The organism is Pantoea sp. K16, from assembly GCF_048452805.1.
In the GTDB taxonomy this organism is placed as follows: Bacteria; Pseudomonadota; Gammaproteobacteria; order Enterobacterales; family Enterobacteriaceae; genus Pantoea; species Pantoea agglomerans.
Window position 1 is genome coordinate 138,437 of the sequence record NZ_JBLWNV010000001.1, and the last position, 22,237, is coordinate 160,673.

Annotated in this window: 21 protein-coding genes; 9 read left to right on the plus strand and 12 right to left on the minus strand. The window is 56.8% G+C overall.

Translation table 11 applies throughout. The annotated features are described in order from the left end of the window. Nucleotides 1–58 precede the first annotated feature (58 nt). The 9 genes from ACK13D_RS00635 to ACK13D_RS00675 form a co-directional block, all read right to left on the minus strand. Entirely contained in the window at nt 59–1,129 is a 1,071-nt protein-coding gene (locus ACK13D_RS00635; RefSeq protein WP_346465745.1) for an iron-containing alcohol dehydrogenase family protein, read from the minus strand. 9 nt (nt 1,130–1,138) lie between these two features. Beyond that, nucleotides 1,139–1,807, minus strand: coding sequence for a methionine ABC transporter permease (locus tag ACK13D_RS00640; protein ID WP_022624728.1), 669 nt, complete (start codon nt 1,805–1,807; stop codon nt 1,139–1,141). After that, entirely contained in the window at nt 1,795–2,583 is a 789-nt protein-coding gene (locus ACK13D_RS00645) for a methionine ABC transporter ATP-binding protein (protein WP_346465743.1), read from the minus strand. The genes ACK13D_RS00640 and ACK13D_RS00645 overlap by 13 nt, the downstream gene beginning before the upstream one ends. Beyond that, nucleotides 2,576–3,379 (minus strand): MetQ/NlpA family ABC transporter substrate-binding protein, encoded by an 804-nt coding sequence (locus ACK13D_RS00650; protein ID WP_033780393.1) that lies wholly within the window; start codon nt 3,377–3,379, stop codon nt 2,576–2,578. Before ACK13D_RS00650 ends, ACK13D_RS00645 begins: the two co-directional genes overlap by 8 nt. 22 nt (nt 3,380–3,401) lie before the next feature. Beyond that, a complete protein-coding gene (locus ACK13D_RS00655) occupies nt 3,402–4,421 on the minus strand; it encodes an isopenicillin N synthase family dioxygenase (RefSeq protein WP_010670745.1) in 1,020 nt (339 codons plus the stop codon). Between the two features lie 131 nt (nt 4,422–4,552). Then, nucleotides 4,553–6,868, minus strand: coding sequence for a molybdopterin-dependent oxidoreductase (locus tag ACK13D_RS00660; protein ID WP_346462406.1), 2,316 nt, complete (start codon nt 6,866–6,868; stop codon nt 4,553–4,555). Between the two features lie 3 nt (nt 6,869–6,871). Then, nucleotides 6,872–7,540 carry a methionine ABC transporter permease gene (locus ACK13D_RS00665; RefSeq protein ID WP_010670743.1) on the minus strand — a complete coding sequence of 223 codons (669 nt, stop codon included), beginning with the start codon at nt 7,538–7,540 and terminating at the stop codon, nt 6,872–6,874. Continuing rightward, a complete protein-coding gene (locus tag ACK13D_RS00670; protein ID WP_010670742.1) occupies nt 7,524–8,558 on the minus strand; it encodes a methionine ABC transporter ATP-binding protein in 1,035 nt (344 codons plus the stop codon). The genes ACK13D_RS00665 and ACK13D_RS00670 overlap by 17 nt, the downstream gene beginning before the upstream one ends. Beyond that, nucleotides 8,555–9,367, minus strand: a complete 813-nt coding sequence (locus ACK13D_RS00675) for a MetQ/NlpA family ABC transporter substrate-binding protein (RefSeq protein WP_010247400.1) — start codon at nt 9,365–9,367, stop codon at nt 8,555–8,557. Before ACK13D_RS00675 ends, ACK13D_RS00670 begins: the two co-directional genes overlap by 4 nt. A gap of 219 nt (nt 9,368–9,586) precedes the next feature. Here ACK13D_RS00675 and ACK13D_RS00680 point away from each other — a divergent pair, with 219 nt between their 5' ends. Next, nucleotides 9,587–10,765, plus strand: a complete 1,179-nt coding sequence (locus ACK13D_RS00680) for an aminotransferase class I/II-fold pyridoxal phosphate-dependent enzyme (RefSeq protein WP_346465741.1) — start codon at nt 9,587–9,589, stop codon at nt 10,763–10,765. Nucleotides 10,766–11,074: 309 nt separating this feature from the next. Beyond that, on the plus strand, nt 11,075–12,541 hold the full coding sequence (proP, locus tag ACK13D_RS00685) for a glycine betaine/L-proline transporter ProP (RefSeq protein ID WP_022624723.1): 1,467 nt from the start codon (nt 11,075–11,077) through the stop codon (nt 12,539–12,541). Nucleotides 12,542–12,594: 53 nt separating this feature from the next. Here the strand turns inward: proP and ACK13D_RS00690 are convergent, their stop codons facing one another. Further along, the gene (locus tag ACK13D_RS00690; RefSeq protein ID WP_346465739.1) at nt 12,595–13,182 is read right to left on the minus strand and encodes a CGNR zinc finger domain-containing protein; all 588 of its coding nucleotides are present in this window, start codon (nt 13,180–13,182) and stop codon (nt 12,595–12,597) included. Nucleotides 13,183–13,358: 176 nt separating this feature from the next. Between ACK13D_RS00690 and ACK13D_RS00695 the strand changes: the two genes are divergently transcribed. Continuing rightward, entirely contained in the window at nt 13,359–14,225 is an 867-nt protein-coding gene (locus ACK13D_RS00695; protein ID WP_111534365.1) for an alpha/beta fold hydrolase, read from the plus strand. Between the two features lie 50 nt (nt 14,226–14,275). Here ACK13D_RS00695 and ACK13D_RS00700 read toward each other — a convergent pair whose 3' ends face one another. Continuing rightward, nucleotides 14,276–14,824 carry a YbhB/YbcL family Raf kinase inhibitor-like protein gene (locus tag ACK13D_RS00700; RefSeq protein ID WP_010247409.1) on the minus strand — a complete coding sequence of 183 codons (549 nt, stop codon included), beginning with the start codon at nt 14,822–14,824 and terminating at the stop codon, nt 14,276–14,278. A gap of 257 nt (nt 14,825–15,081) precedes the next feature. Here ACK13D_RS00700 and ACK13D_RS00705 point away from each other — a divergent pair, with 257 nt between their 5' ends. Continuing rightward, a complete protein-coding gene (locus ACK13D_RS00705; RefSeq protein ID WP_010247411.1) occupies nt 15,082–15,960 on the plus strand; it encodes a LysR family transcriptional regulator in 879 nt (292 codons plus the stop codon). 5 nt (nt 15,961–15,965) lie between these two features. Here ACK13D_RS00705 and ACK13D_RS00710 read toward each other — a convergent pair whose 3' ends face one another. Then, nucleotides 15,966–17,603, minus strand: coding sequence for a dihydroxyacetone kinase subunit DhaK (locus ACK13D_RS00710; protein ID WP_418795404.1), 1,638 nt, complete (start codon nt 17,601–17,603; stop codon nt 15,966–15,968). A gap of 258 nt (nt 17,604–17,861) precedes the next feature. On the opposite strand from ACK13D_RS00710, the gene fucO reads away from it, so the two are divergent. From fucO to glsB, 5 genes are all read left to right on the plus strand, one after another. Further along, complete coding sequence (fucO, locus tag ACK13D_RS00715; RefSeq protein WP_266093753.1) at nt 17,862–19,010, plus strand: lactaldehyde reductase; 1,149 nt, start codon at nt 17,862–17,864, stop codon at nt 19,008–19,010. Between the two features lie 321 nt (nt 19,011–19,331). After that, entirely contained in the window at nt 19,332–19,505 is a 174-nt protein-coding gene (locus ACK13D_RS00720; protein ID WP_010247416.1) for a GhoT/OrtT family toxin, read from the plus strand. A 104-nt stretch (nt 19,506–19,609) separates the two neighbouring features. Further along, on the plus strand, nt 19,610–19,780 hold the full coding sequence (locus ACK13D_RS00725; protein WP_010247418.1) for a hypothetical protein: 171 nt from the start codon (nt 19,610–19,612) through the stop codon (nt 19,778–19,780). A 175-nt stretch (nt 19,781–19,955) separates the two neighbouring features. Then, a complete protein-coding gene (locus tag ACK13D_RS00730) occupies nt 19,956–21,155 on the plus strand; it encodes a CynX/NimT family MFS transporter (protein WP_159226760.1) in 1,200 nt (399 codons plus the stop codon). Nucleotides 21,156–21,237: 82 nt separating this feature from the next. Then, the gene (glsB, locus tag ACK13D_RS00735) at nt 21,238–22,164 is read left to right on the plus strand and encodes a glutaminase B (protein ID WP_010247422.1); all 927 of its coding nucleotides are present in this window, start codon (nt 21,238–21,240) and stop codon (nt 22,162–22,164) included. The last annotated feature ends 73 nt before the right edge of the window (nt 22,165–22,237 follow it).

A 22,237-nucleotide genomic window follows, 5' to 3' on the forward strand; every position in this document is an offset into this window, starting at 1 on the left:
GTAAGTTACTATTGGTAGGTTAGCAAGCGGCGACCACTGATCAATTCGCTCACCGCACTTACTGTTTAAACGCAGAAGTCGCCAGCAAGGCCTGCTCCAGCAGAGGGTGATCGAACGTAAAGGGAAGGTGCGCCAGGCTGGCGGAGGGGAAATGGATCTGCTGCGCAATCTCTCTTACCCTGTCCTCGTTAATTGCCGCAGGCAGCGTCAGGGGCGAGTGGAAATGGCGCAGCAGCGCCAGCAGTTCAGGCTCCACCTGCTTACCCTGCTGTTCAATCCAGGATTGTACCAGCAAGCTGAAACCGACCTTTTCACCATGCAGCCAGTTATGCAGCTCTGGCTGGTGAGTCAGGCGATCGTGGATGATATGGGCAAAACCGGGGGTTGCCATCTCATCCTGAATACTGTTAGCCAGCCCCGCCAGCACAATGTTGGCTTCAATCACTTTCTCCAGCGCCGGGGTGACCTGCTGCCTGATGTTATCGGCCACTGCCGTGTCTCCCCAGCGTTTCAGCACCGTCACCGCCTGCCAGGCGGCTGCGACTTTAAGATCCAGCGCCAGCTGGTGCGGCGTCTGTCGCTGATAAGGCTCAAATTCAAACCATTTGGCCAGCGCATCCACGATCCCGGCCCGCAGATAGCGTACCTCGCTGCGGGCGATAACCTCGCTGTCCACCAGAATCCGCTCCGGCATGGCATTAAGCGGCTGGCTGCGCAGATGGCCGCCGCGCTCATCATAGATAATCGCCAGCGGAGACCAGGCGGCACAGGTGGCGGCCAGCGTGGCGAAGTTCACCAGCCGGATATCCGGCAGCGCGTCGTTGACCGCTTTGGCGCAGTCCAGCACCCGCCCGCCGCCGACTGCCAGAATCAGGGTAGCGCCGTGCGTCTGCACCTGCTGTTGCAGGGCAGCAATCGCCGCGTCGGTACACTCACCGGTCAGGGTGTCGAGCTGCCAGCGGATCCCCGCCCGTTCCAGACTTATGCTCATGTCAGGATTCACCGCCTGCCAGGCCCGCGGCGAGGTGAAGATGTGAATATGCGAGGCAAGCGGCCGGATAATTTCTCCCACCCCGGCCCGCAGCCCTGGCCGTTGCAGATAGCCTTTCGGCGACATCACGCGAAACATCGTTCCCCCTTATCGACGATAAGCCAGCGAGCGTACCAGCCGGTCGCCGAGTTTCTGAATAAGCATCACAAGCGCCAGCAGCACCACAATGGTGGCCGCCATGATTTGGTTATCGAAACGCTGATAACCGTAGCGAATCGCCAGATCGCCCAGCCCGCCACCGCCAACCACGCCCGCCATCGCCGAGAAGCCAATCAACATCACAATCGTCAGGGTAACGCCCGCCACCAGCGCGGGAAGCGCTTCCGGCAGCAGCACACGGCTGACGATATGCCACAGGGTACCGCCCATTGATACCACCGCTTCTATGCGGCCGCGGTCGACCTCATCCAGCGCGTTCTCCACGATGCGGGCGAAAAAGGGAAATGCCCCCAGCGTAATCGGCACAATGGCGGCAGTGCTGCCCAGCGTGGTGCCGACCAGCAGACGGGTAAAGGGGATCAGCGCAATCAGCAGCACCACAAACGGCAAGGCGCGTCCGGTATTTACCAGCGTATTCAGCAGCAGTGAAATCGCGCGATTGGGCAGAATGCCTTTTGGCCGGGTCAGAAACAGCAGCACGCCTACCGGCAGCCCTATCGCGACCGTGAAAAGGGCCGCCAGCAACACCATATACAGTGTTTCGCCAGTGGCGTTCAGCAGCAGTTCCTGAAACCGCTCACTACTCATGCTACGCATCGGGTTAACGCCTCGTGCTGATATTTTTCGATAAACGCCCGGTCTGCTTCGCCATCCTTCAGCAGCATTTTGCGCAGGCGTCCCTCTTCACGTCCCATGATCTGGCTCAGGCTGCCGCTCTCAACCAGCTGGCCATTCTCAAGCAGCGCCGCCCCGTCACAAATCCGCTTCACCACCGCCATTTCATGGGTGATCAATACAATGGTGATATTGAGCTGCTGCTGAATATCGGCCAGCAGATCGAGAATCGAAGTGGTGGTTTCGGGATCCAGCGCGCTGGTCGCCTCATCGCACAGCAGATAACGGGGTCGGGCGGCCAGCGCGCGGGCGATGCCGACGCGCTGTTTCTGTCCACCGGAGAGCTGCGACGGCCAGGCCGCCGCAAAGGAGGCCAGCCCTACCAGTTTCAGCAGCGATGCGACCCGCTCGCGGCGTTCAGCCGCAGGCACACCGGCAATCTCCAGCGCCAGATCGACGTTGTCCTGCACGTTGCGCGAATGCAGCAGATTGAAGTGCTGGAAGATCATCCCCATCTGCTGTCGCTGCTGACGCAGTTGCGCCAGGCTCATCGCGGCGAGATCCTGCCCGTCAATTTCAATCAGGCCGCTGGTGGGACTCTCCAGCAGATTGAGGCAGCGCAATAGTGTACTTTTGCCCGCTCCGCTCCGGCCGAGGATGCCAAAGATGGTCCCTTCTTCGATGGTGAGCGAGATGTCGTCTAACGCTGGCGCAGATGCGCCAGGATACTGTTTGCTGAGATGACTGAGTTTAATCATGCTGCTGGTCCGCAACCGGAATCACTGAGCCCTGATAATTTTTACGGATAAACTCCGCTACCTGCGGCGAGCGCAGATCTTTCGCCAGCTGTAACACGCGGGGATCTTTCGCCAGTTCTGGCGTCGTTACCAGCAGGTTGGCGTAGGGGTTATGTGCTGCAGACTCCAGTCCCAGCGCATCTTTCGATGGGGTCAGACCTGCTTCAAGCGCGTAGTTGCCGTTGATAATTGCGGCATCCACATCATCCAGCGAGCGTGGCAGTTGCGGCGACTCAATCTCAACGATCTTAATTTTCTTCGGGTTATCACTGATATCTTTTGGCGTCACCAGCGTCGAACCCGTTTCACCCTGCGCGTTGAGTTTGATCACCCCTTTGTCCTGCAACAGCCAGAGTGCGCGGCTCAGGTTAGTGGTATTGTTCGGTACCGCAATGCTGGCCCCTTCAGGTAGCGCCGCTAAACTTTTCACTTTCCGCGAATAGATACCCAGCGGCTCGATGTGAACACTGGCGGCCACGGCAAAGGTTTTCCCCAGCGCCTTCTCCTGATCTTTCAGGTAAGGCAGATGCTGGAAGTAGTTGGCATCCACATCCCCGGCGGCCAGCAGCTCATTGGCATTCACGCCCCCGCTCAGCTCAACAATTTTGAGATCCAGTTTCGGATCCAGGGTTTTGACATACTCCAGGATTTCCGCATGTGGCAGCGGATCGGCCGCTACGCGAAGCGGCGCGGCCTGTAAACTCTGGGCAATCAGCAGTGAAAGACCGGCAAGGGCCAGAAAGCGCTTTTTAATCATCATCATTTATCTCTTATCGTTATCAGTGGGTGTTGTGTTCGGGGTAGAAACGTTGGGCAACTTCCGGATGCGAACGCAGCCGGCCTTTAAGGTAGTTCCAGCCCACTTCGCGCAGCAGCGGATTAAGCGGATCGCTGCTCGGTCCCTGTGCCAGTTCAGCCAGCTGAGGAGGCAGTTGATAGATCGGCACCACGGCGTCGAGTTGTGCGCCCAGGAAAAAGGCGATTGATAAGCGCTCGCTGCTCTGCGGTGGCGACACCACACGGTGCACCGTTGCGCGAAGATAACCGTTGGTCGCCAGCTCCAGCAGCTCGCCAATGTTCACCACAAACGCGCCCGGCAGTGGTGAGGCATCGATCCAGTTGTCCGGCGTCACTTCCACCTGTAAGCCCGGCTGATCGTCCTGCAGTAACATCGTCAGGAAGCCTGAATCTTTGTGCGCGCCAACACCCTGGCGTGATTCGCCCTCCGTGCGGCCCGGATAACGGATCAGTTTGATATGTTCGTTGGGATAGTCGCCATAGAGGTTATCGAAGGCGTTGCGCGGCAGATTCAGTGCCCCGGCAAAGGCGCGCAGCAGCTCCAGCGCCACCGCTGTCATCTGCTGCTGCCAGCGGGTGACCACCGTTTGCAGTTCAGGTAAAGCTTCAGGCCACTGATTCGGCCCCTGCATCCGTTGCCAGGTGGGTGAATCGGCGGTAACGGGCAGCGCTTCCCGTTCCGCACCAATATCAAACTGCTCGCGATAGTCAGGCTGGCTGCGGGTTATTTCAACCCCCGCCAGGTTATAGCCGCGAAAATGCGGCGAGTTCGCCATCGCCACTGCGGATTTATCCGCCTGTGGCAGGGCAAAAAATTTCCGCGCGACGTGCTGAACCTCATCTAATAGTTCACGGTCGATGCCGTGATTGATTAAATAGAAGAAACCGACATCACGCGCGGCCTGGCTTAATTTTTCCAGGACCTGTTGCTGCTGCTGTTGATTACCTGACAATAATGCGAAATCAATTACCGGCAATTCTGCTGTGGTTAACGCGCTCATGATTGACACTCTGTTGGCATGGAATCGCTTTACACTGCCATTTCATTTATGCGTTAACTACCAACTAATCCTGCTATGTATATGCGACGGATGGGAATATCCCACCACGCCGCGGGCTTTAAACCCGCAGATTACTCTGCGCTCCACGCCACGAATGCCGGCGGTAACCATGCCGTAATCTCAGGCAAAGGCTGTTGATAAAGCGCAATCTCGACAAAACAGGTCTGCGCACTGCACCCCTGGCCGAGTCGTGAACTGCCGCTATCCTGGGTCAGCACATTGGGATTGCCGTGTTTATCCAGCGGCTGGCCCTCCTGCTGATCGAGCGGGTCATACCAGGCGCCGGTCGACATCTGTACGACACCCGGCAGGATATCCTGCGTCAGATGCACGCCCGCCAGCAGCGCGCCGCGTCCGTTAAAGACTTTTACGATGCTGTTCTCCTCAATGCCGCGCGCAGCAGCATCTTCAGGATGCATCCAGAGTGGCTCACGCCCGGCAATTTTGGTGGCCCGGCTGACCCGTCCATGATCGTACTGACTATGCAACCGGGTCCGTGGCTGGCTTGAGAGCAGATGCAACGGCCACTGCTGCTTTTCCTGCTGTTGCGCCTGGTATTCCGGCGCATACCAGCAGGCAAATCCGGGCGCTTCGTCATACCCGAAATCGGCCACCTGCTGAGAAAAAAGCTCGATTTTCCCCGACGGCGTGCTGAGCGGGGCTGACTCCGGGTTATCGCGAAACGCTTTTAGCAGGATCTGCGGCGTCTCTGGCGCGGGATACTCCACCACTCCCTGTGACCAGAACGCCTCAAAGGGCGGCAGTTCGATGCCCTGCGCTGCCGCGCGTGGCCGGGAATCTTCATAGAGTGACTGAAGCCACTGGCGCTCATCACGCCCCTGCGTAAAGGCGTCAGCAAAACCGAGCCGCTGCGACAGAGCGGCAAAAATTGCGTAATCCGATTTTGCAGCTGCAAACGGCGGCAGATGCTGCGGCATGGCGATGATAAAACCGTCGTTGCTGGCGCTGCCAATATCTTCACGCTCCAGCGACGTGGTCGCAGGCAGCACGATGTCGGCAAATTTTGCCTGCGCCGTCCAGAACTGCTCATGCACAATTACAGTGTCCGGCCGCTGCCAGGCGCGTATCAGCTTGTTGATATCCTGATGATGATGAAAGACATTGCCGCCCGCCCAGTAGACCAGCCGGATGTCGGGATAGACCCGCTGTTGCCCATCAAACTCATAGTGCCCTCCGGGATTGAGCAACATGTCGGCGATGCGTGCCACCGGAATCGTCTCCTGAACCGGATTATGACCGGCGGGCAGACGAGGCCCGGAAAACTGTCGCCGGGCGGCACCGGCCAGATTGGTTGAGGCGTAACCAAAGCCCAGCCCGCCGCCGGGCGTGCCTATCTGACCCAGCAGAGCGCTAGTCGCAACGGTGGCCCAGAAAGCCTGCTCGCCCTGCCGCGCCCGCTGCACCGACCAGGCAATATTCACCATCGTTTTATGCGCCGCCATCTGCCGTGCCAACGCACGGATCTCCGCGGCCGCCAGCCCGGTCAGCGGAGCGGCCCATTCTGGCGTTTTAGCTATCCCGTCGTGTTCACCCAGCAGGTAGGCGGCATAGTGGTCAAAGCCCACCGTGTAACGTTCTGTGAATGGCGCGTCATAGAGAGATTCAGTAATTAACACCTGCCCGATTGCCAGTAACAGCGCCGTATCGGAGCCGGGCTGTATCGCCAGCCACTCCGCATCGGCCACCCCAGCAAGATCGTTTCTGACCGGACTGATGTTGATAAACCGGGTGCCATTTTGCTGCAGCGTGGTTAACCAATGAGAAAGCGCATGGTCATTAGCCCCGCCGCCATTGACCTGCGCATTGCGCAGCGGCAAACCCCCGATAGCCACAAACAGTTCGCAATGCTCTGCCAGAACCGGCCAATGGGTATGGTGACGTTGTAACTCATCGAGGTTGCCGATGATGTGCGGCAGCGTGCGTTCACCGGCCGCAATGCTGTAGGTGTTGGTGCTGGCGGTGTAGCCGCCATAGTGGTTAAAGAAACGATGAAGCTGGCTCTGAGCATGATGGAAACGTCCGGCACTCGACCAGCCGTAAGAGCCGGCGTAGATCGCCTGATTGCCGTGCTCTGTTTTTACCCGCCCCAGCTCCTCCGCCACCAGCTGCAACGCAACATCCCAGCTCACCTCCACAAACGGCTCTTTGCCGCGCCCGCTGCGGGATGCGCTTCTGTTCTGGAGATAACCGAGCCTGACGGCCGGATTTTTGACCCGGGTTTCGCTTTGCACCGCGCCCGGTAACGACTGCCCGATCGCAGAGGGATTACGGTCCCACGCCACCGGCCTGACCGACGTCAGCGTGTCCCCTTCGGTGGTGACGTGATACGTGCCCCAGTGCATAACAGCTAAATCATTCTTTTTCATGGCTCACTCGCGTCGGATACGGCGCGAGAGACGCGTACCCAGGGTTTGCAGTAGCTGGACAATGACAATCAGCACCAGCGCAGTCGAAATCGTGGCAAAGGCATCAAAGCGCTGATAGCCGTAAGTGATGGCGAGGTCGCCAATGCCGCCGCCGCCCACCGTGCCCGCCATCGCCGTCGCACCCAGCAGGCCGATAGTGGCGGTGGTCAGGGCTAACACCAGCGACGAGGCGGCTTCCGGTATCATGAAATACCAGATGGTCTGCAGCGTGGTGGCACCCATCGCATTGGCTGACTCCAGAATGCCCTCATCCACCTCCAGCAGGGCATTCTCCACCAGCCGTGAAATATAGGGCGCGATAAATATCACCAGTGGCACAATGGCCCCCGCCGTACCGATGGTGGTGTTCACCAGCAGGCGCGTCAGCGGCAGAATAGTGATCAGCAGAATAATAAACGGCAGTGAACGGATGATATTCACGATCGGGTTCAGCAACTGATGTACCAGTCGATTCGGCTGTATCCCACCCGGACGACAGATCACCAGCACAATGCCAAGCGGCAGGCCCAGCAGCGAACCAAAGCCCAGCGACAGCGCCACCATAATCAGCGTGTCCTGCATCGCCGTCAGGAACTGATCGCCGGTAACGGCGGTTTCAAAGAGTTCTGACATCACTGATTTTCACTCCGGTCGCGATGAGAAACTGGATGGCCGCCTCGCGTCTTGCGGGCTCGCCTTTGATCTGCACAATCATGAAACCCAGAATGGTACGCTGTACTTCCGTCATGCTGGCGAACAGGATATTCACTTCAACCTCATGTTCACGGATCAGGCGATTGATGATCGGCTGTTGTGCCGTGCTGCCGACAAACTCCAGCCGCAACACGTCGACAGCCGGATGCTGGCTTAACAGCGCAAGGGTCTGCTGTGGCAGACGATCGTGGATGACGGACTGCACAAAGCTGGCGCTCACCGACTGTTGCGGTTCAGCAAACAGCGACAGGACATCGCCCTGTTCAACGATACGGCCCTGCTCCATCACCGCCATCCGGTTGCAGATCTTCTGGACCACCGACATCTCATGGGTGATCAGGACAATGGTGATGCCGTAACGCTGATTAATCTCCTGTAACAGCAACAGAATCTGTACCGTGGTCTGGGGATCCAGCGCGGAGGTCGCCTCATCACACAACAGAATCGCGGGATTGGTCGCCAGCGCGCGGGCAATTCCGACGCGCTGTTTTTGACCGCCGGAGAGTTCATCCGGATAGCTGTGGGCTTTGTCGCTGAGGTTAACAAACGCCAGCAGCTCCGCCACGCGGGTGGCGATAAAATCTTTATCCCGGCCCTGCAAAATCAGTGGGATGGCGACGTTGTGAAACACCGTTCGGGCATTGAGCAAATTGAAGTGCTGGAAGATCATGCCAATCTGCTTTTTGACCTGAATTAAGCGCTTTTTGCTGATCCCTTGTAACGCTTCACCCTGCACCTCAACCGAGCCGGTTGTGGGGGTCTCCAAGTGATTAATCAGGCGCAACAGCGTACTTTTTCCGGCTCCACTGGTGCCGATGACGCCAAAGATGTCACCCTGGTTGATACGCAGATTAATCTCCTTCAGAGCCTGCACTTCTGCACCGTTACGCGCAAACGTTTTGCTGACATGGCGAAACGCAATGGCTACCTGACTCATTTGAAATAATCTGGCAGCAGATAGCCCGCATACTGCGCATTACCGGTGATATAGCTTTTAAATTCTGCTGAGTGGTAGCCGGCAATAATGTCACGGGCAAACTGAGCCTGCTTATTTTTACCGGCTACCGTCACCACGTTAATAAACTGGCTGGTTGCCGCTTCCAGTTTCAGTGCCGAATTGAGTTTCATGCCACTGGATACCGCGAAGTTGCCCTGAATGACTCCATAGTCAACATCGGGGAGTGCACGCACCTGCTGAGCGTTATCCATCTCTTTAAGCACGATTTTGTAGGGATTTTCCGTGATATTTTTCTGCGAAAAAGTGGCAGCATCGCTATCGGGGCTGATTTTGAGCCAGCCGATGCTCTGGAGTAACAGCGCCGCCCGGTACTCATTTGAGGGCTGATTGGGCACAGAGACCGTGCTGCCCGGCGCGGGTTGAGTCAGCGTTTTCACGCGCCCAGAGTAGAGCCCCATTGGCGGGGTCGGCACCTGCACAATCCCAACGTTATCAATGCCAAGCCGGTCATTAACCGACTTCAGATAGACGGGATGCTGCATGATATTGGCGTCAATCGTCCCGCGGTGAACGGCATCATTAACCTGAATCCCATCACTGAAATCTTTATACTCCAGGGTATACCCCTGCCTGATTAATAAGGGCGCAACGCCTTTTTCAAACTGCTCTTTATAAGGCCCTGGATTAAATCCAATCCGTATTTTCTTCTGGTCGGCTGCCTGAGCGGCAGAAATAAAAAGGCTGGCGGTGGTAAGTGCCAGAATAATTCCCCGGGATGTGATCTGCATTGTTTGCCCTGATTCATTATTGTGAGAGCGATCGATTTAATCACAGCCATCGCGGAGAGGAACAGGCAAAACCCAGCCCCGACTTTGGCTTATTTATGCTAACGATAGTCACATGCTGGATATTCGAATCCTTGTAAAGAACAGCGTTATTTCTGCTAAAGATTTTAATGTCAGCTATGTCATTCTTCCCCGCTTAACACTGTTTATTGCGGGAGAGATATGGCGGAGTTTGCAGCTTCAAAGATGGTCGCAGGGCTCGAAGAGAACCTCTTCAGCATGCTGGAAAAGCAGGCAGCACAACTGGATGATGCGCTGTTACCGCTGATCGATCTCTCCTCCGGCAGTCCGCGTCAGCCGACGCCGCCCGCGGTAATCGCTTCATTACAGGCTGCGGCAGCGAAACCGGAGAACCATGAGTATCCCTCGTTCTGGGGCAAACCCGCGCTGCGCCGTGCTATCGCAGCCTTTTACCAGCGTCACTACGGCGTCACGCTCGATCCTGAAACTGAAGTGGCGCTGTTCCAGGGCGCACACATTGGCGTCAATGGTTTTCCCCGCGCCCTGCTCAATCCGGGTCAGGTGTTGATCTCTACCGATCCCTGCTATCCGCTCTACCGCTCAGCGGCCCGTCAGGCAGGTGCCGATTTTTATGGCATTCCGCTGGAGGCGCGCAATGCTTTCCTGCCCGATTTCACCCAGGTGCCGGACGATATCGCGGCGCGTGCCGGTCTGCTGCTGCTCAATTATCCCCATAATCCCACTGGCGCACTGGCGACAGCCGCGCTGTTCGCCGACGCGCTGGCCTTCGCCCGCCAGCATCATGTTCCGCTGATTCATGACTTCGCCTATGCCACGCTGGGCAGTGAGTCGGGCGAACAGCCGCTGAGTCTGCTGGCACAGCCCGATGGCAAAGCCTGGGGCGTGGAAATCTACACGCTGTCAAAAAGCGCACTCATGGCAGGCTGGCGGGTGGGATTTGCGGTGGGAAACGCCTCGATGATTGCGGCATTTAAAAAACTTCATACTCATAGCTACAGCACGGTGTATGGCGCGGTGCAGGATGCCGCTATCACCGCGTTGTCGCTGCCCGCTGAACAACTCAGCTTGCTGGCAGAGCATTACCATCAGCGCCGCAGAGTGATTTTAGCCAGGCTGGCAGCGATGCACTGGCCGGTACGCGCCCGTCAGGGCACCTTTTTCCTCTGGCTGGCAGCGCCAGCTGGTTTCACCGGGGAGCAGTTCGCCGCCCTGCTACTGGCCCAATGTCATCTGCTGGTGGCACCGGGTAACGGGTTTGGCGCAGCGGGGCGGGATTATATTCGCATCAGCCTGACAACCGGGACGGAGCAATTACTGCAGGCGCTGGATCGCATCGACGAACTGAAACTATTTAAGTAGCGCATTAGTACCGGGAAAATCAGTTCCAGATATAACCAGAGCACCAGCCGCAAGCTATTACCAAATGTTCAGACCCGTAAGCAGGCGTGAATAAGTTCACTATGCTGGGTTTGTCAGTAAATGCAGTTATTTCGGCTGAAAACTTGCAAAAACTTACAATCGTAGTCTAGAGTTTACCGGCTGCGGTTTCTGCCGCTTCACTTAAAACTTATTCGGCTTCTTATAGCTTTCATTTCCACGGTTTCTTCTGAACATTGTTTGCGGCTGCGAAAGCTATAAGACTCCTTCATTGATGCACCTGAGGAGAATATGGACACCAGAAACTCATCGTCTGAACACCCAAAGAAACATTTCTGGAACAGGAAGCCAAAAGAGCTGACTGTTGACGACATTACCGTAATCGACAACGACATGCTGAAGCGTGCAGTTGGCGCAGCTGCGTTAGGTAATGCGATGGAATGGTTCGACTTTGGCGTATACAGCTATCTCGCCGTGATCATCGGCAAAGTCTTCTTCCCGGATGCCAACAACGCGGTGCAGCTAATCGCCACCTTTGGTACGTTTGCCGCGGCCTTCCTGGTCCGTCCGATTGGCGGCCTGGTGTTTGGCCCGCTGGGTGACCGCATCGGACGGCAGAAAGTGCTGGCAATGACGATGATCATGATGTCGATTGGTACGTTCTGTATCGGTCTGATCCCGGCTTACTCTTCAATAGGCATCATGGCACCGATTCTGCTGCTGGTGGCACGTCTGATCCAGGGCTTCTCAACCGGTGGTGAATATGGTGGCGCAGCGACCTTTATCGCGGAGTACTCTACCGATAAACGCCGGGGCTTTATGGGCAGCTTCCTGGAATTCGGCACCATCGGTGGTTACCTGCTGGGTGCCAGCCTGGTCACGGTGATGACCACCGTGATGTCGAATGAGGCGATGATGTCCTGGGGCTGGCGCGTGCCGTTCTTTATCGCCGCGCCGCTGGGCCTGTTTGGTCTCTACGTGCGACTGAAGCTGGAAGAGACTCCGGCCTTCCAGCAGCACATGGAAAAACAGGAAGCGCTGGAGCAAAGCAAGCCGCGTCTGACGCTGATGCAGATGCTGAGCAAATACCGCGCACCGATGATGAAATGTATCGGTCTGGTGCTGCTGTTTAACGTCTCTAACTACATGCTGACCTCGTACATGCCGAGCTATCTGACCGGCGTGCTGGGTCTGCCAGAGTTAAGTGGCCTGCTGCTGGTGATGGTGGCGATGTTCGTGATGATGCCGCTGACGCTGCTGTGGGGTCGCTGGACCGACCGCATTGGTCGTCGTCCGGTGATTGCCTTTGGTGCGGTGGGTCTGATCCTGCTCGCCATACCGAGCTTTATGCTGATCGGGTCCGGTAATATGTGGGCGGTATTTGGCGGCCTGATGATTCTGGGTGTACTGCACACCTGCTTCAGCGGCACTATGCCTTCGACGCTGCCCGCGCTGTTTACTACCGATATCCGTTACAGTGCGCTGGCCATCGGCTTCAACCTGTCGGTTTCGCTGTTTGGGGGTACGACACCACTGATTACCGCGTGGCTGGTGGATACCACTAAAAACAATATGATGCCGGCTTACTACATGATGGGCGCGGGCGTGATTGGCCTGCTCACCATTCTGACGGTACGTGAAACAGCCCGTCAACCGCTGACCGGTTCATCCCCTGCGGTAGCGACCAAAGCGGAAGCGCATCGCCTGATCGACAAGCTGCGCAAGCGGCACAAGCCATCAGCGACCGCCGCGAAATAACTGTTCTGACACCCTGCTCTGCAGGGTGTTTTTTTATCTGCCGTCCGATCTGTTTACCCAGCTGATTTAACTGCCCTGAAACGCGCCACTTTCGCCCGATTGCCACACAGCGCCATGCTGCACCAGCGGCGGCGATGCGCTTTGGTGCGATCGTAAAACCACAGTGTACAGGCGGGATGTTCACAGCCACGGACTCTGCTGAAGTCCTCCTGCGCCAGCAACATCGCAGCCTGTTCCGCAACCTGTCCCAGCCGTTGCATCACGCTCTGGCCCGCATAGACCCGCCTGATTTTTAAGGTGCCCGGCTCCCCGGTCATTTGCAGATGGCTGGTCGCTTCACCCAGCCAGGCGTTCAGCGCCTGAATGTCAACGCCCTCTCCCGCTTTGTGCTGCTGCACGTTATCACGAATGATCTGACGTAAGTGACGCGCTGCTTCCAACAGCGCACCCGGTTCATGCTGCGGAGCCGGGGCATCTGGTGCCAGTCCGGCCTGGTGTAGCCAGGCTTCAACATCCTGATCGGTTTGCCAGAAGTCGTGCGGCTGGCCTTCCACGATGGCCAGGGTATTGATGAAATCCAGCGCCGGATGATCGGCCAGAAACCACGGTCCCTGGGCGGTGTGTGATTGCGTTTCCGCCATGATATTGCCTCCCTTGTTAACTCTGCTGATGCCACTGTAACCGACAAAGGATTATTTGAATAGTTACACCGCCCTTATTGTAACCGTTATAAATTGATTTGACAGGTTACATTCTGGCTGCATAATGACTCTTAGTAACCCCATAAATACCACTTAACCAGTTACAGGAGTTCAGCATGCGTGATCAATCCATTTCGTACCGTTACCAGCAGGCCGATGGCGTCAATATTTTCTATCGCGAAGCGGGCGATCCTTCCCTGCCGGTACTGCTGCTGTTGCATGGCTTTCCCACCTCTTCACATCAGTTCCGCAATCTGATCCCGCTTCTGGCCGATAAATTTCATCTCATCGCACCCGATATGCCGGGCTTTGGCTTCACTGAAGTGCCTGCTGAGCGCAACTATTCCTGGACCTTCGACGCGCTGGGCCAGACGCTGACCGCCTTTGTCGATGCACTGGGGCTGGAACGTTATGCGATGTATGTTTTCGACTATGGCGCACCTGCCGGTCTGCGACTGGCACTGGCTTACCCCGATCGCGTCAGCGGACTGATATCACAAAACGGTAACGCCTATCTGGAGGGATTAGGAGAGGCCTGGGCGCCGGTCCGCGCCTACTGGGACGATCCCAGCGAAGCAAATGGTCAGGTGATCCGTGACGCCATCCTGACGCTGGAAGGGGTGAAGTGGCAGTATCTGCATGGGGTGAGCGATCCGCTGCAGATCGCCCCGGAAACCTATACCCTGGATACTCTGCTGATGGAGCGCCCCGGTAACAAAGATATTCAGCAGGCCCTGTTTCTCAATTACGCCAGTAATCTGAAACGTTATCCGGAATTTCAGGCGTTCTTTCGCCAGCAGCAGGTGCCAACGCTGGTGATCTGGGGCAAGCACGATCCGTTCTTTATTCCACCGGGCGCAGTGGCCTGGCAGCGGGATAATCCACAGGCGGTGGTCGAGATGCTGGATAGCGGCCACTTCGCGCTGGAGACGCACACCCATCACATTGCGTCGCGCATCCGCGAGATGTTCAGTGGCGACTGACCCGCTGCGCAGAGGCAGGCTGTTCAGCGCTGCCTCTGCAAGCGTGCAGGTCACTCATTGCTAAAGCGGCCAACGGTGCTGGCCGCGCCCAGCGCATGGCCTTTCAGCTGTGCCACCAGCTCTGCCTGGGTTAACCCCGCTTTCAACTGACCTACCGGCAAATCGGTGGCGATCAGCACAAAGTTATAGTGATGCAGCCCACTGCCTGCAGGCGGACAAGGGCCATAATAGTGCAGCGTCCCTGGGGTATTTTTTCCGCCGGTGTAGTCCTTGCCCTTTGTCAGAGCCCCCTGCGCAAATGACGAGCGGCTGGCGGGAATGTTATAGGCCACCATGTGGGTAACGCCGAGCCCTTTGGCCCCGACCGGATCGGTCATCAGAAGAGCCAGACTGCGGGTGCCCGCCGGAATCGCAGACCAGTTCAATTCGGGAGAGATATTCTCACCGGTACAGGAAGGATTACTTTTATTGGCACCGGCAAACTTTTTATCCAGTAGCGCATTATCGCTGAAGTCTTGTGATTGCAGCGTAAATACCGACGCTGCCAGCGTGGTCATTGGCAAAACGGCCAGCACCGTCGCGCAGAGTAATTTTTTCACCAGCCACTCCTTATCAGATTACTCAAGAGATTATGTTCCGTATGGATTGCGTCACTGCCTGATTACTATAACGGCTTTAACGCGATTGACCCGACTGACCGCCTGTTCAGGGGTAAGGAAACGGCAAATCTATGATCTCCGTCGCGCTGGCTGAGAGAGCTGACGCGTTGCCCTGTGACGCATTACCCGATATAAGTTAACGCATCTGGCTGAAGTTTCGCCTGAATCATCGTCACTGTCACCGATAAGTGGACACTATGCAGATTGAAGATCTCCGGATTTACGTTGCGGTAATGCATGCTGGCAACTTTACTGCAGCAGCTGAGCATCTGATGCTATCGAAACAGTATGTCAGCCGCCGTATGGCTGCGCTGGAGGCATCATTAGGGGTACGACTGTTGATCCGTAACACCCGTAAGCTGTCTGTAACGGATGCAGGTTTACTGTTCGCGCAACATGCTCAGCGCATTCTGGATGAGATTCAGGAAGCGCAACTGGCGGTGTCAGAGCAGCAGCAGGCGCTGCGCGGCACCTTCCGAATCAATCTGCCGATGTCCTTTGGCATGAGCCACCTCTCCCCCCTGATTGCCGAGTTTCTAAGCCACCATCCGTCATTGCAGTTTCATATTGAGCTGGCTGACCGCTATGCCGATGTGATTGGCGAAGGCGTTGATATGGCGATTCGCATCGGTACGCTGGCTGATTCCACGCTGATTGCCCGTCCGCTCGGCGAGCTGAAGCGGGTTATCTGCTGCAGCCCCCGCTATCTGGAACGGGCAGGCGTGCCGCAGCAGCCAGAAGCCTTGCTGCAACATGCCTGTCTGCGCTACGGACGTGAAGGTCAGAATGGCTGGGAACTGCAGGTCAATGGTAAACCGAAGTGGCTGGCGGTTCAGGGCCCGATGGTGAGTAACAATGGCGAGGTTCTGCGTGATGCCGCACTGGCAGGCTTAGGACTGGTATTGTTACCCGCCTTTATCGTTGAGACAGCCCTGCAACGCGGTGAGCTGGTGACCGTGCTGGACGACTATCTGCCGCCCCCGCTCTCCCTGAATGCGGTTTACCCGCAGCACCGTCAGCGCAGCGAAGTAAACCGCCAGTTACTGGCCTTTCTCCAAACGCGTTTAGCGTCGTGACAGCACTAAAGTTTTTTTAATGCCGCATAGACCCTGGCGACAGCGACGGCACCCGGATCAGACACGCCGTTGAGGTTAGCACTGTTAAGATAAGATGATCGGCCCGCTTTTGCTTTCCCCATGCTGGCGGTTGCATCACTGCCCTGCTGTGCCGCATCAGCCGCCTCTGCCAGCGATTTACCCGCCACCAACGCCTCGATTGCCGGTTGCAGCGCATCAATCAGCGTGCGATCTCCTGGTTGTGCCCCGCCATACTGCTTCATCTTCTCCAGACCCTGTTGCAGGGCCGCGGGCAGCGCATCGCCTTCGGCCAGCTGCTGCGCAGCAGCAGTGAAAAAGATCGCCATCAGTACGCCGCTGGAGCCGCCCATCACCGTAGCCAGTCGCTCACCCGTCACCGCGAGCAGATCGGGCAAGGCATTTAACGGCAGCTGATTATCTGCACATTCGCGCTGGATCTGGCGTGCGCCAGCAGCAAAGGTCGAACCGGTATCGCCATCACCGACCTGCGCATCCAGTTTGTTCAGCTCGCTTTCGCTGGCGATCAGGGTTTCACAGATGCTGTTAACAAACGCAGCGACGGTCGGGTTATCTGAGGGTTGCGCCGGATGCGCTGTTGCCTCTTTTGTCGCGTTAACCGGCTGCAGCGGCGCGACTTTAACCGCCTGAACCCAGCCGGTGACCTCAACCGGCGCGCAAATCGCCTCCTCGAACAACGGCGTCAGCGTCATGGAGGTGACGGAAAAGCCCTTCATGTCCAGCGCGGTCATCAGCGGAGCCGGGCCAATCAGATAATCACTGCCCCGGCTGAGCGGCGACTCAATCAGGTCACGCGTGACCAGACTCATCTCCAGCGCGGACATGCCGCCAAGATTATTGATTAACAGCGCGCGTGGCTGATCGTTGTCCGGCATCACTTTCTCCAGCAGGTGCTGCACAATCTGCTGACTGTTTTGCGTCTGCATGACGTCAACACCCGGTTCGCCGTGAATCCCCAGCCCCATTTCAACGCTTCCGTCTGGCACCCGCTGGCCGGTCTGTTCATCCGGCAGATGGCAGCTTGAGAGCGCAACGCCCATGGTGGCGATAGCACGACTGGCTGCCTCTGCTGCCTCGGTCACCGCCGTCAGGTCATCACCCCGCTCTGCGACGAAGCCCGCCACTTTATGCACCAGCAACGTGCCCGCGACGCCGCGTGGCTGAGGGTTATCGGGCAACGCAACATCATCACCGACAATCACCATATTGACGCTGAATCCCGCTTTGCGCGCTTTTTCTGCCGCCAGACCGAAGTTGAGGCGATCCCCGGTGTAGTTTTTCACAATCAGCAGACATCCCGCCTCACCGGTAATATTGATGATGGCGTTGTAAACCGCGTCAACGCTGGGGGAAGCAAAAACATCGCCACAGACGGCAGCCGTCAGCATCCCTTTGCCGATAAAGCCGACATGGGCCGGTTCATGGCCTGAACCACCACCGGAAATCAGCGCGACCTGCTGTTTTTGCCAGTCATTACGCATCACGATGCGAATGCGCGGATCGACCTGCAACCGGACCAGATTGCGCCACGGGCTGGCGTAAATCATGCCATCTAACGCGCTGTCGACGAGATCATCCTTTTTATTCATTACGAATCGGGTCATGTCTTCTTTCCTCATAGGCATGCGGGTTTGCTGATGACCCAGTGTTACATACCACTGACGACAGTGAGAAATCCATCAACAGGTCAGTAGCCTGATTTCAGACATACCGCACGAAAACCAGCTGACACAGGCGCAGTGATTTTTACTAATTGATTGATTTTTATCAAATGTCTTTACCTGAAAGTGAGAGGTTCTGCGCAGAACATGAACCGGGGATCACGGATGGTAAAAATTCATTTGTTAACAGAGGATGTTTTAATGACCCAACGTATGATTCTCAATGAAACCGCCTGGTTTGGTGCTGGTGCTTTGCGCCATTTGCCGGAAGAGGTACAACGTCGCGGGATGCGAAAAGCACTGATCGTCACTGACAAAGCACTGGTCGCGGCGGGTGCGCTGAAGCGGGTGACCGATCTGCTGGCGCAACATCAGTTTGACTGGGCGGTGTATGATGAGGTGGTGCCGAATCCTACCATTCGGGTTGTGCAGCAGGGTGTTGCGGTGTTCAGAGAGTCAGGTGCCGACTACCTGATCGCCATTGGCGGCGGCTCACCACAGGATACCAGCAAGGCGATCGGCATTATTATCAATAACCCTGAGTTTGAAGATGTCCGCAGCCTGGAAGGCGTCAGCCCCACCCGCTATCCGTGCGTGCCGATCATCGCTATCCCGACCACGGCAGGCACCGCCGCAGAAGTGACGATTAATTACGTCATTACCGATGAAGAGAATCGCCGTAAGTTTGTCTGTGTCGATCCCCATGACATTCCGAAAGTGGCGATCATTGATGCGGAGATGATGGCGAGCATGCCCGCGTCGCTGAAGGCTGCGACCGGTATTGATGCCCTAACCCATGCCATTGAAGGCTATATCACACGCGGAGCCTGGACCCTGACCGATATGCTACACCTCAAAGCCATTGAGATTATCAGCCAGTCACTGCGTGAATCGGTGGCAGGAAATATTGAGGCAGTTGAGCAGATGGCGCTGGGACAATATGTGGCCGGTATGGGTTTCTCTAATGTCGGCCTTGGTCTGGTGCATGGCATGGCACACCCGCTGGGCGCTTTTTACAATGTCCCGCACGGCGTAGCCAATGCCATTTTGCTGCCGCAGGTGATGGCGTGGAATGCCTCAGGCACTGGCGAAAAATATCGCGACATTGCCCGTGCAATGGGTGTGAAACAGGTTGAGTCATTGTCGCTGGCTCAGGCACGAGAAGCGGCGGTCGCCGCGGTGCGTCAGCTCTGTCGCGATGTGGGTATTCCCCGCTCGCTGCGTGAAGTGGGCTTAAAAGAGGCGGATATCCCTGCACTGGCACAGGCCGCGCTGGATGATGTCTGCACCGGCGGCAACCCACGTACGCCGGACCTGGAGGACGTGATGGCGTTATACCGCCAGAGTTAAAGCGCATATCCTGTAGTGATGCAGTGCCGATAACAGGCCCGTCCTCGCTGGCGGGCTTTTTTTACGTCATGGCAACGCTTAATCCGGGAGCCTTCGCCAGAGGTTGTTCAGTCTGACTTACGGCATCAGCCAAGGTTTTAGCCGCGTTTATCCTGCCTGGTTTCAGCCTGAAATCGCCCGCTGTTACGATGAAGTTCAGCGAGCGAACCAACTGCCCTTACCCATGATTTCTTTAGATGCTAAACCCTGATTCACTTGATCTGGATCACAAAAATCCGCATCATGCGCAGCGAAAACCTTAATGACGCTGCGGAGATATCAATGACACTGTACCAGGGTATGCTAATTTTCTATGCCGTTGTTGCATTGATCGCTACGCTGATCACGTTCTTCATCGCCAAAGATAAGCTGAGCATCAAACTGCTGAGCGCCTTTCTGGTGGGGGCCACCTGGCCGATGAGTTTTCCTGTCGCGCTGATGTTTGCTCTGTTTTAATTGACATTATCCCCTTAGATACCACACTCAGGTAAGACGTCCCTGACCTGCAAACCGCCGATCACCGACGTGGCCTTGTTCATGACGGTTAATAAGGAGCGGATATGCGCGTTATCAGTGTGATGATTCTGGTTTCTCTTCTCAGTGCCTGTAGTGCCCCATGGCACGCTGAAAAACCGGTTCCGGCGGCCGAAACCCGCCAGCAGACCTGCCAGCCAGGCTCCAATCCCAGCCAGAACGACTGCGGTCATTTCCCTGAACCTGAATTCCATTGATCCTGTCACAAGGCGATCGCTGCTGTGAGATCTCAATTACGCTATTTCATCGCATAACAAGGCTTTACACGCTGCTAACCGGTCAGTAAAGTAGCGCCCAGACATCAATTCTGATGCGTAAGCGTTAACGTCAACCAACGCCCCCGCAGCACTGCTGCATGTGATGATCCCTGCCATGATGCCTGTACAACACCCAGCTAAACCTCTCGCTGCGTATTCCAGCGCCACATTTTTTTTGTTCGTCCTGCTGCTGACCGCGGCTAATCTTCGTGCGCCCATTACTGTCATCGGCCCGGTACTACAGGATATCCGCCAGACCTTTGGCCTGAGTGTCGGTGAAGCGGGCCTGTTTAACTTTATTCCACTGATGCTGTTTGCCCTGCTCGCCCCACTGGCCGCCTGGCTGGGAAATCGCGTCGGGCTTGAGCGCAGTTTATGGGGCGCGCTATGCCTGATCACTGCCGGTTCGCTGTTGCGCTGGCAGCCTGCTGAAGCGGCGTTGTGGAGCGGAACGCTGTTGCTCAGCGCAGGTATTGCCGCCGCCAACGTGCTGCTGCCGCCACTGATTAAACGCGATTTCACCGCCCACACCGCTAAATATATTGGCCTTTATGCCGCCACCATGTCGATTACTGCCAGCCTGGCATCTGGCATTGCCGTTCCGCTGAGCCAGCTTTCAGCGGCAGGCTGGCGACTCTCGCTGGTTGTCTGGGCGCTACCGGGGCTGATTGCGCTACTCGTCTGGCTGCCGCTGTTACGTCAACGGCGTTCAACCGTAGCGCCCGCAGATGCGCCCGTTGCATATCGCCATCCGTGGCGAACGGCAGGCGGCTGGCAAATTGCACTGTTTATGGCGCTGCAATCGCTGGCGTTTTATACCCTGATTGACTGGTTTACGCTGTTTGCCCAGGATAATGGCTTCAGTCAGGCCCACGCAGGCTGGCTGCTGTTCTGGTATCAGGCAATTGCGATCGTCGCTAACCTGGGCTGCATGGTGGCGCTGAAGCGCGTAAAAGATGCCCGGCTTACCGCGTTCATTGCTTCATCAGGCATTTTCCTCGGCATGCTGGGCCTATTGTTCAATCCGCAGTGGGCCGTCATCTGGCTGACACTGGCCGGACTGGGCGCAGGCGCATCACTGGTGCTCTGCCTCTCACTGTTTAATCTGCGAGCCACCCATCACCGTCAGGCGTCACAGCTGTCGGGCATGGCACAGTGTGTCGGATATGCGCTGGCGGCACTCGGCCCTTTGTTCTTTGGCGTGCTCCATGAGCAGAGCGGTAACTGGACGCTGCCCTTCAGCGTGCTGGCAATGCTGAGCCTGTTACAGATGCTGCTGGCTCCGCTGGCAGCGCAGTCAAAACCCATTAGCTGAAAATGCGGCGGAGCCGTTAACAATAAATGACTCGCCGATCGCGGATGCTTAGCATCACGGGTCGGCGGGAATCGACGGGAGAATGTGCGTGTCTGAACTGAATAATGCTCTGCTGCAGGAGATCCTGGATCAGGTGCGTCCGCTGATCCATCAGGGAAAGGTGGCTGACTATATCCCTGCGCTGGCGGATGTGGCTGCCGATCATCTGGCAATAGCGGTTTGCCTGCGTGATGGCACCCTCTTTCAGGCGGGCGATGCTGAGACGCGCTTTTCGATTCAGTCGATCTCCAAGGCGCTTTCTCTGACCGTAGCACTGACCCGCTATGAGGACAGCGAAATCTGGCAGCGGGTCGGCAAAGAGCCTTCTGGCCAGCCATTTAATTCATTGGTTCAGCTGGAGCTGGAACAGGGCAAGCCGCGTAATCCGTTTATTAATGCCGGTGCGCTGGTGATTTGCGATCTGCTGGAAACCCGACTGACCGCCCCGCGTCAGCGAATGCTGGAAATTGTGCGCCAGCTGAGTCAGCAGTCCGATATCAATTATGATCGCCACGTTGCCCGCTCTGAGTTCGAACACTCGGCCCGCAATGCAGCGATCGCCTGGCTGATGAAGTCGTTTGGAAATTTCGATAACGATGTCACCAGCGTGATGCAGACCTATTTCCACTACTGTTCGCTGTCGATGAACTGCGTTGAGCTGGCCCGCACGTTTATCTATCTGGCGAATCAGGGCAAAACGCTGGATGGCAGCCAGATGATTACTCCACGTCAGGCGCGGCAGATTAACGCACTGATGATCACCAGCGGGATGTACGACGGCGCTGGCGAATTCGCGTGGAGAGTCGGGATGCCCGCAAAATCGGGCGTGGGTGGCGGGATTATTGCCATCATCCCAGGTGAGATGAGCATTGCCGTCTGGTCGCCTGGGCTGGATAGCGCGGGCAATTCTCTGGCCGGTACCGCTGTGCTGGAATTGCTGACCGAGAAGCTGGGGCGATCGATATTCTGAGTCTGAGCGCGCAAGTCACAGGCTCGCCGTGATGAAATGCGGCGGGATTCCCATGATTTCGGGAAGCTGATTT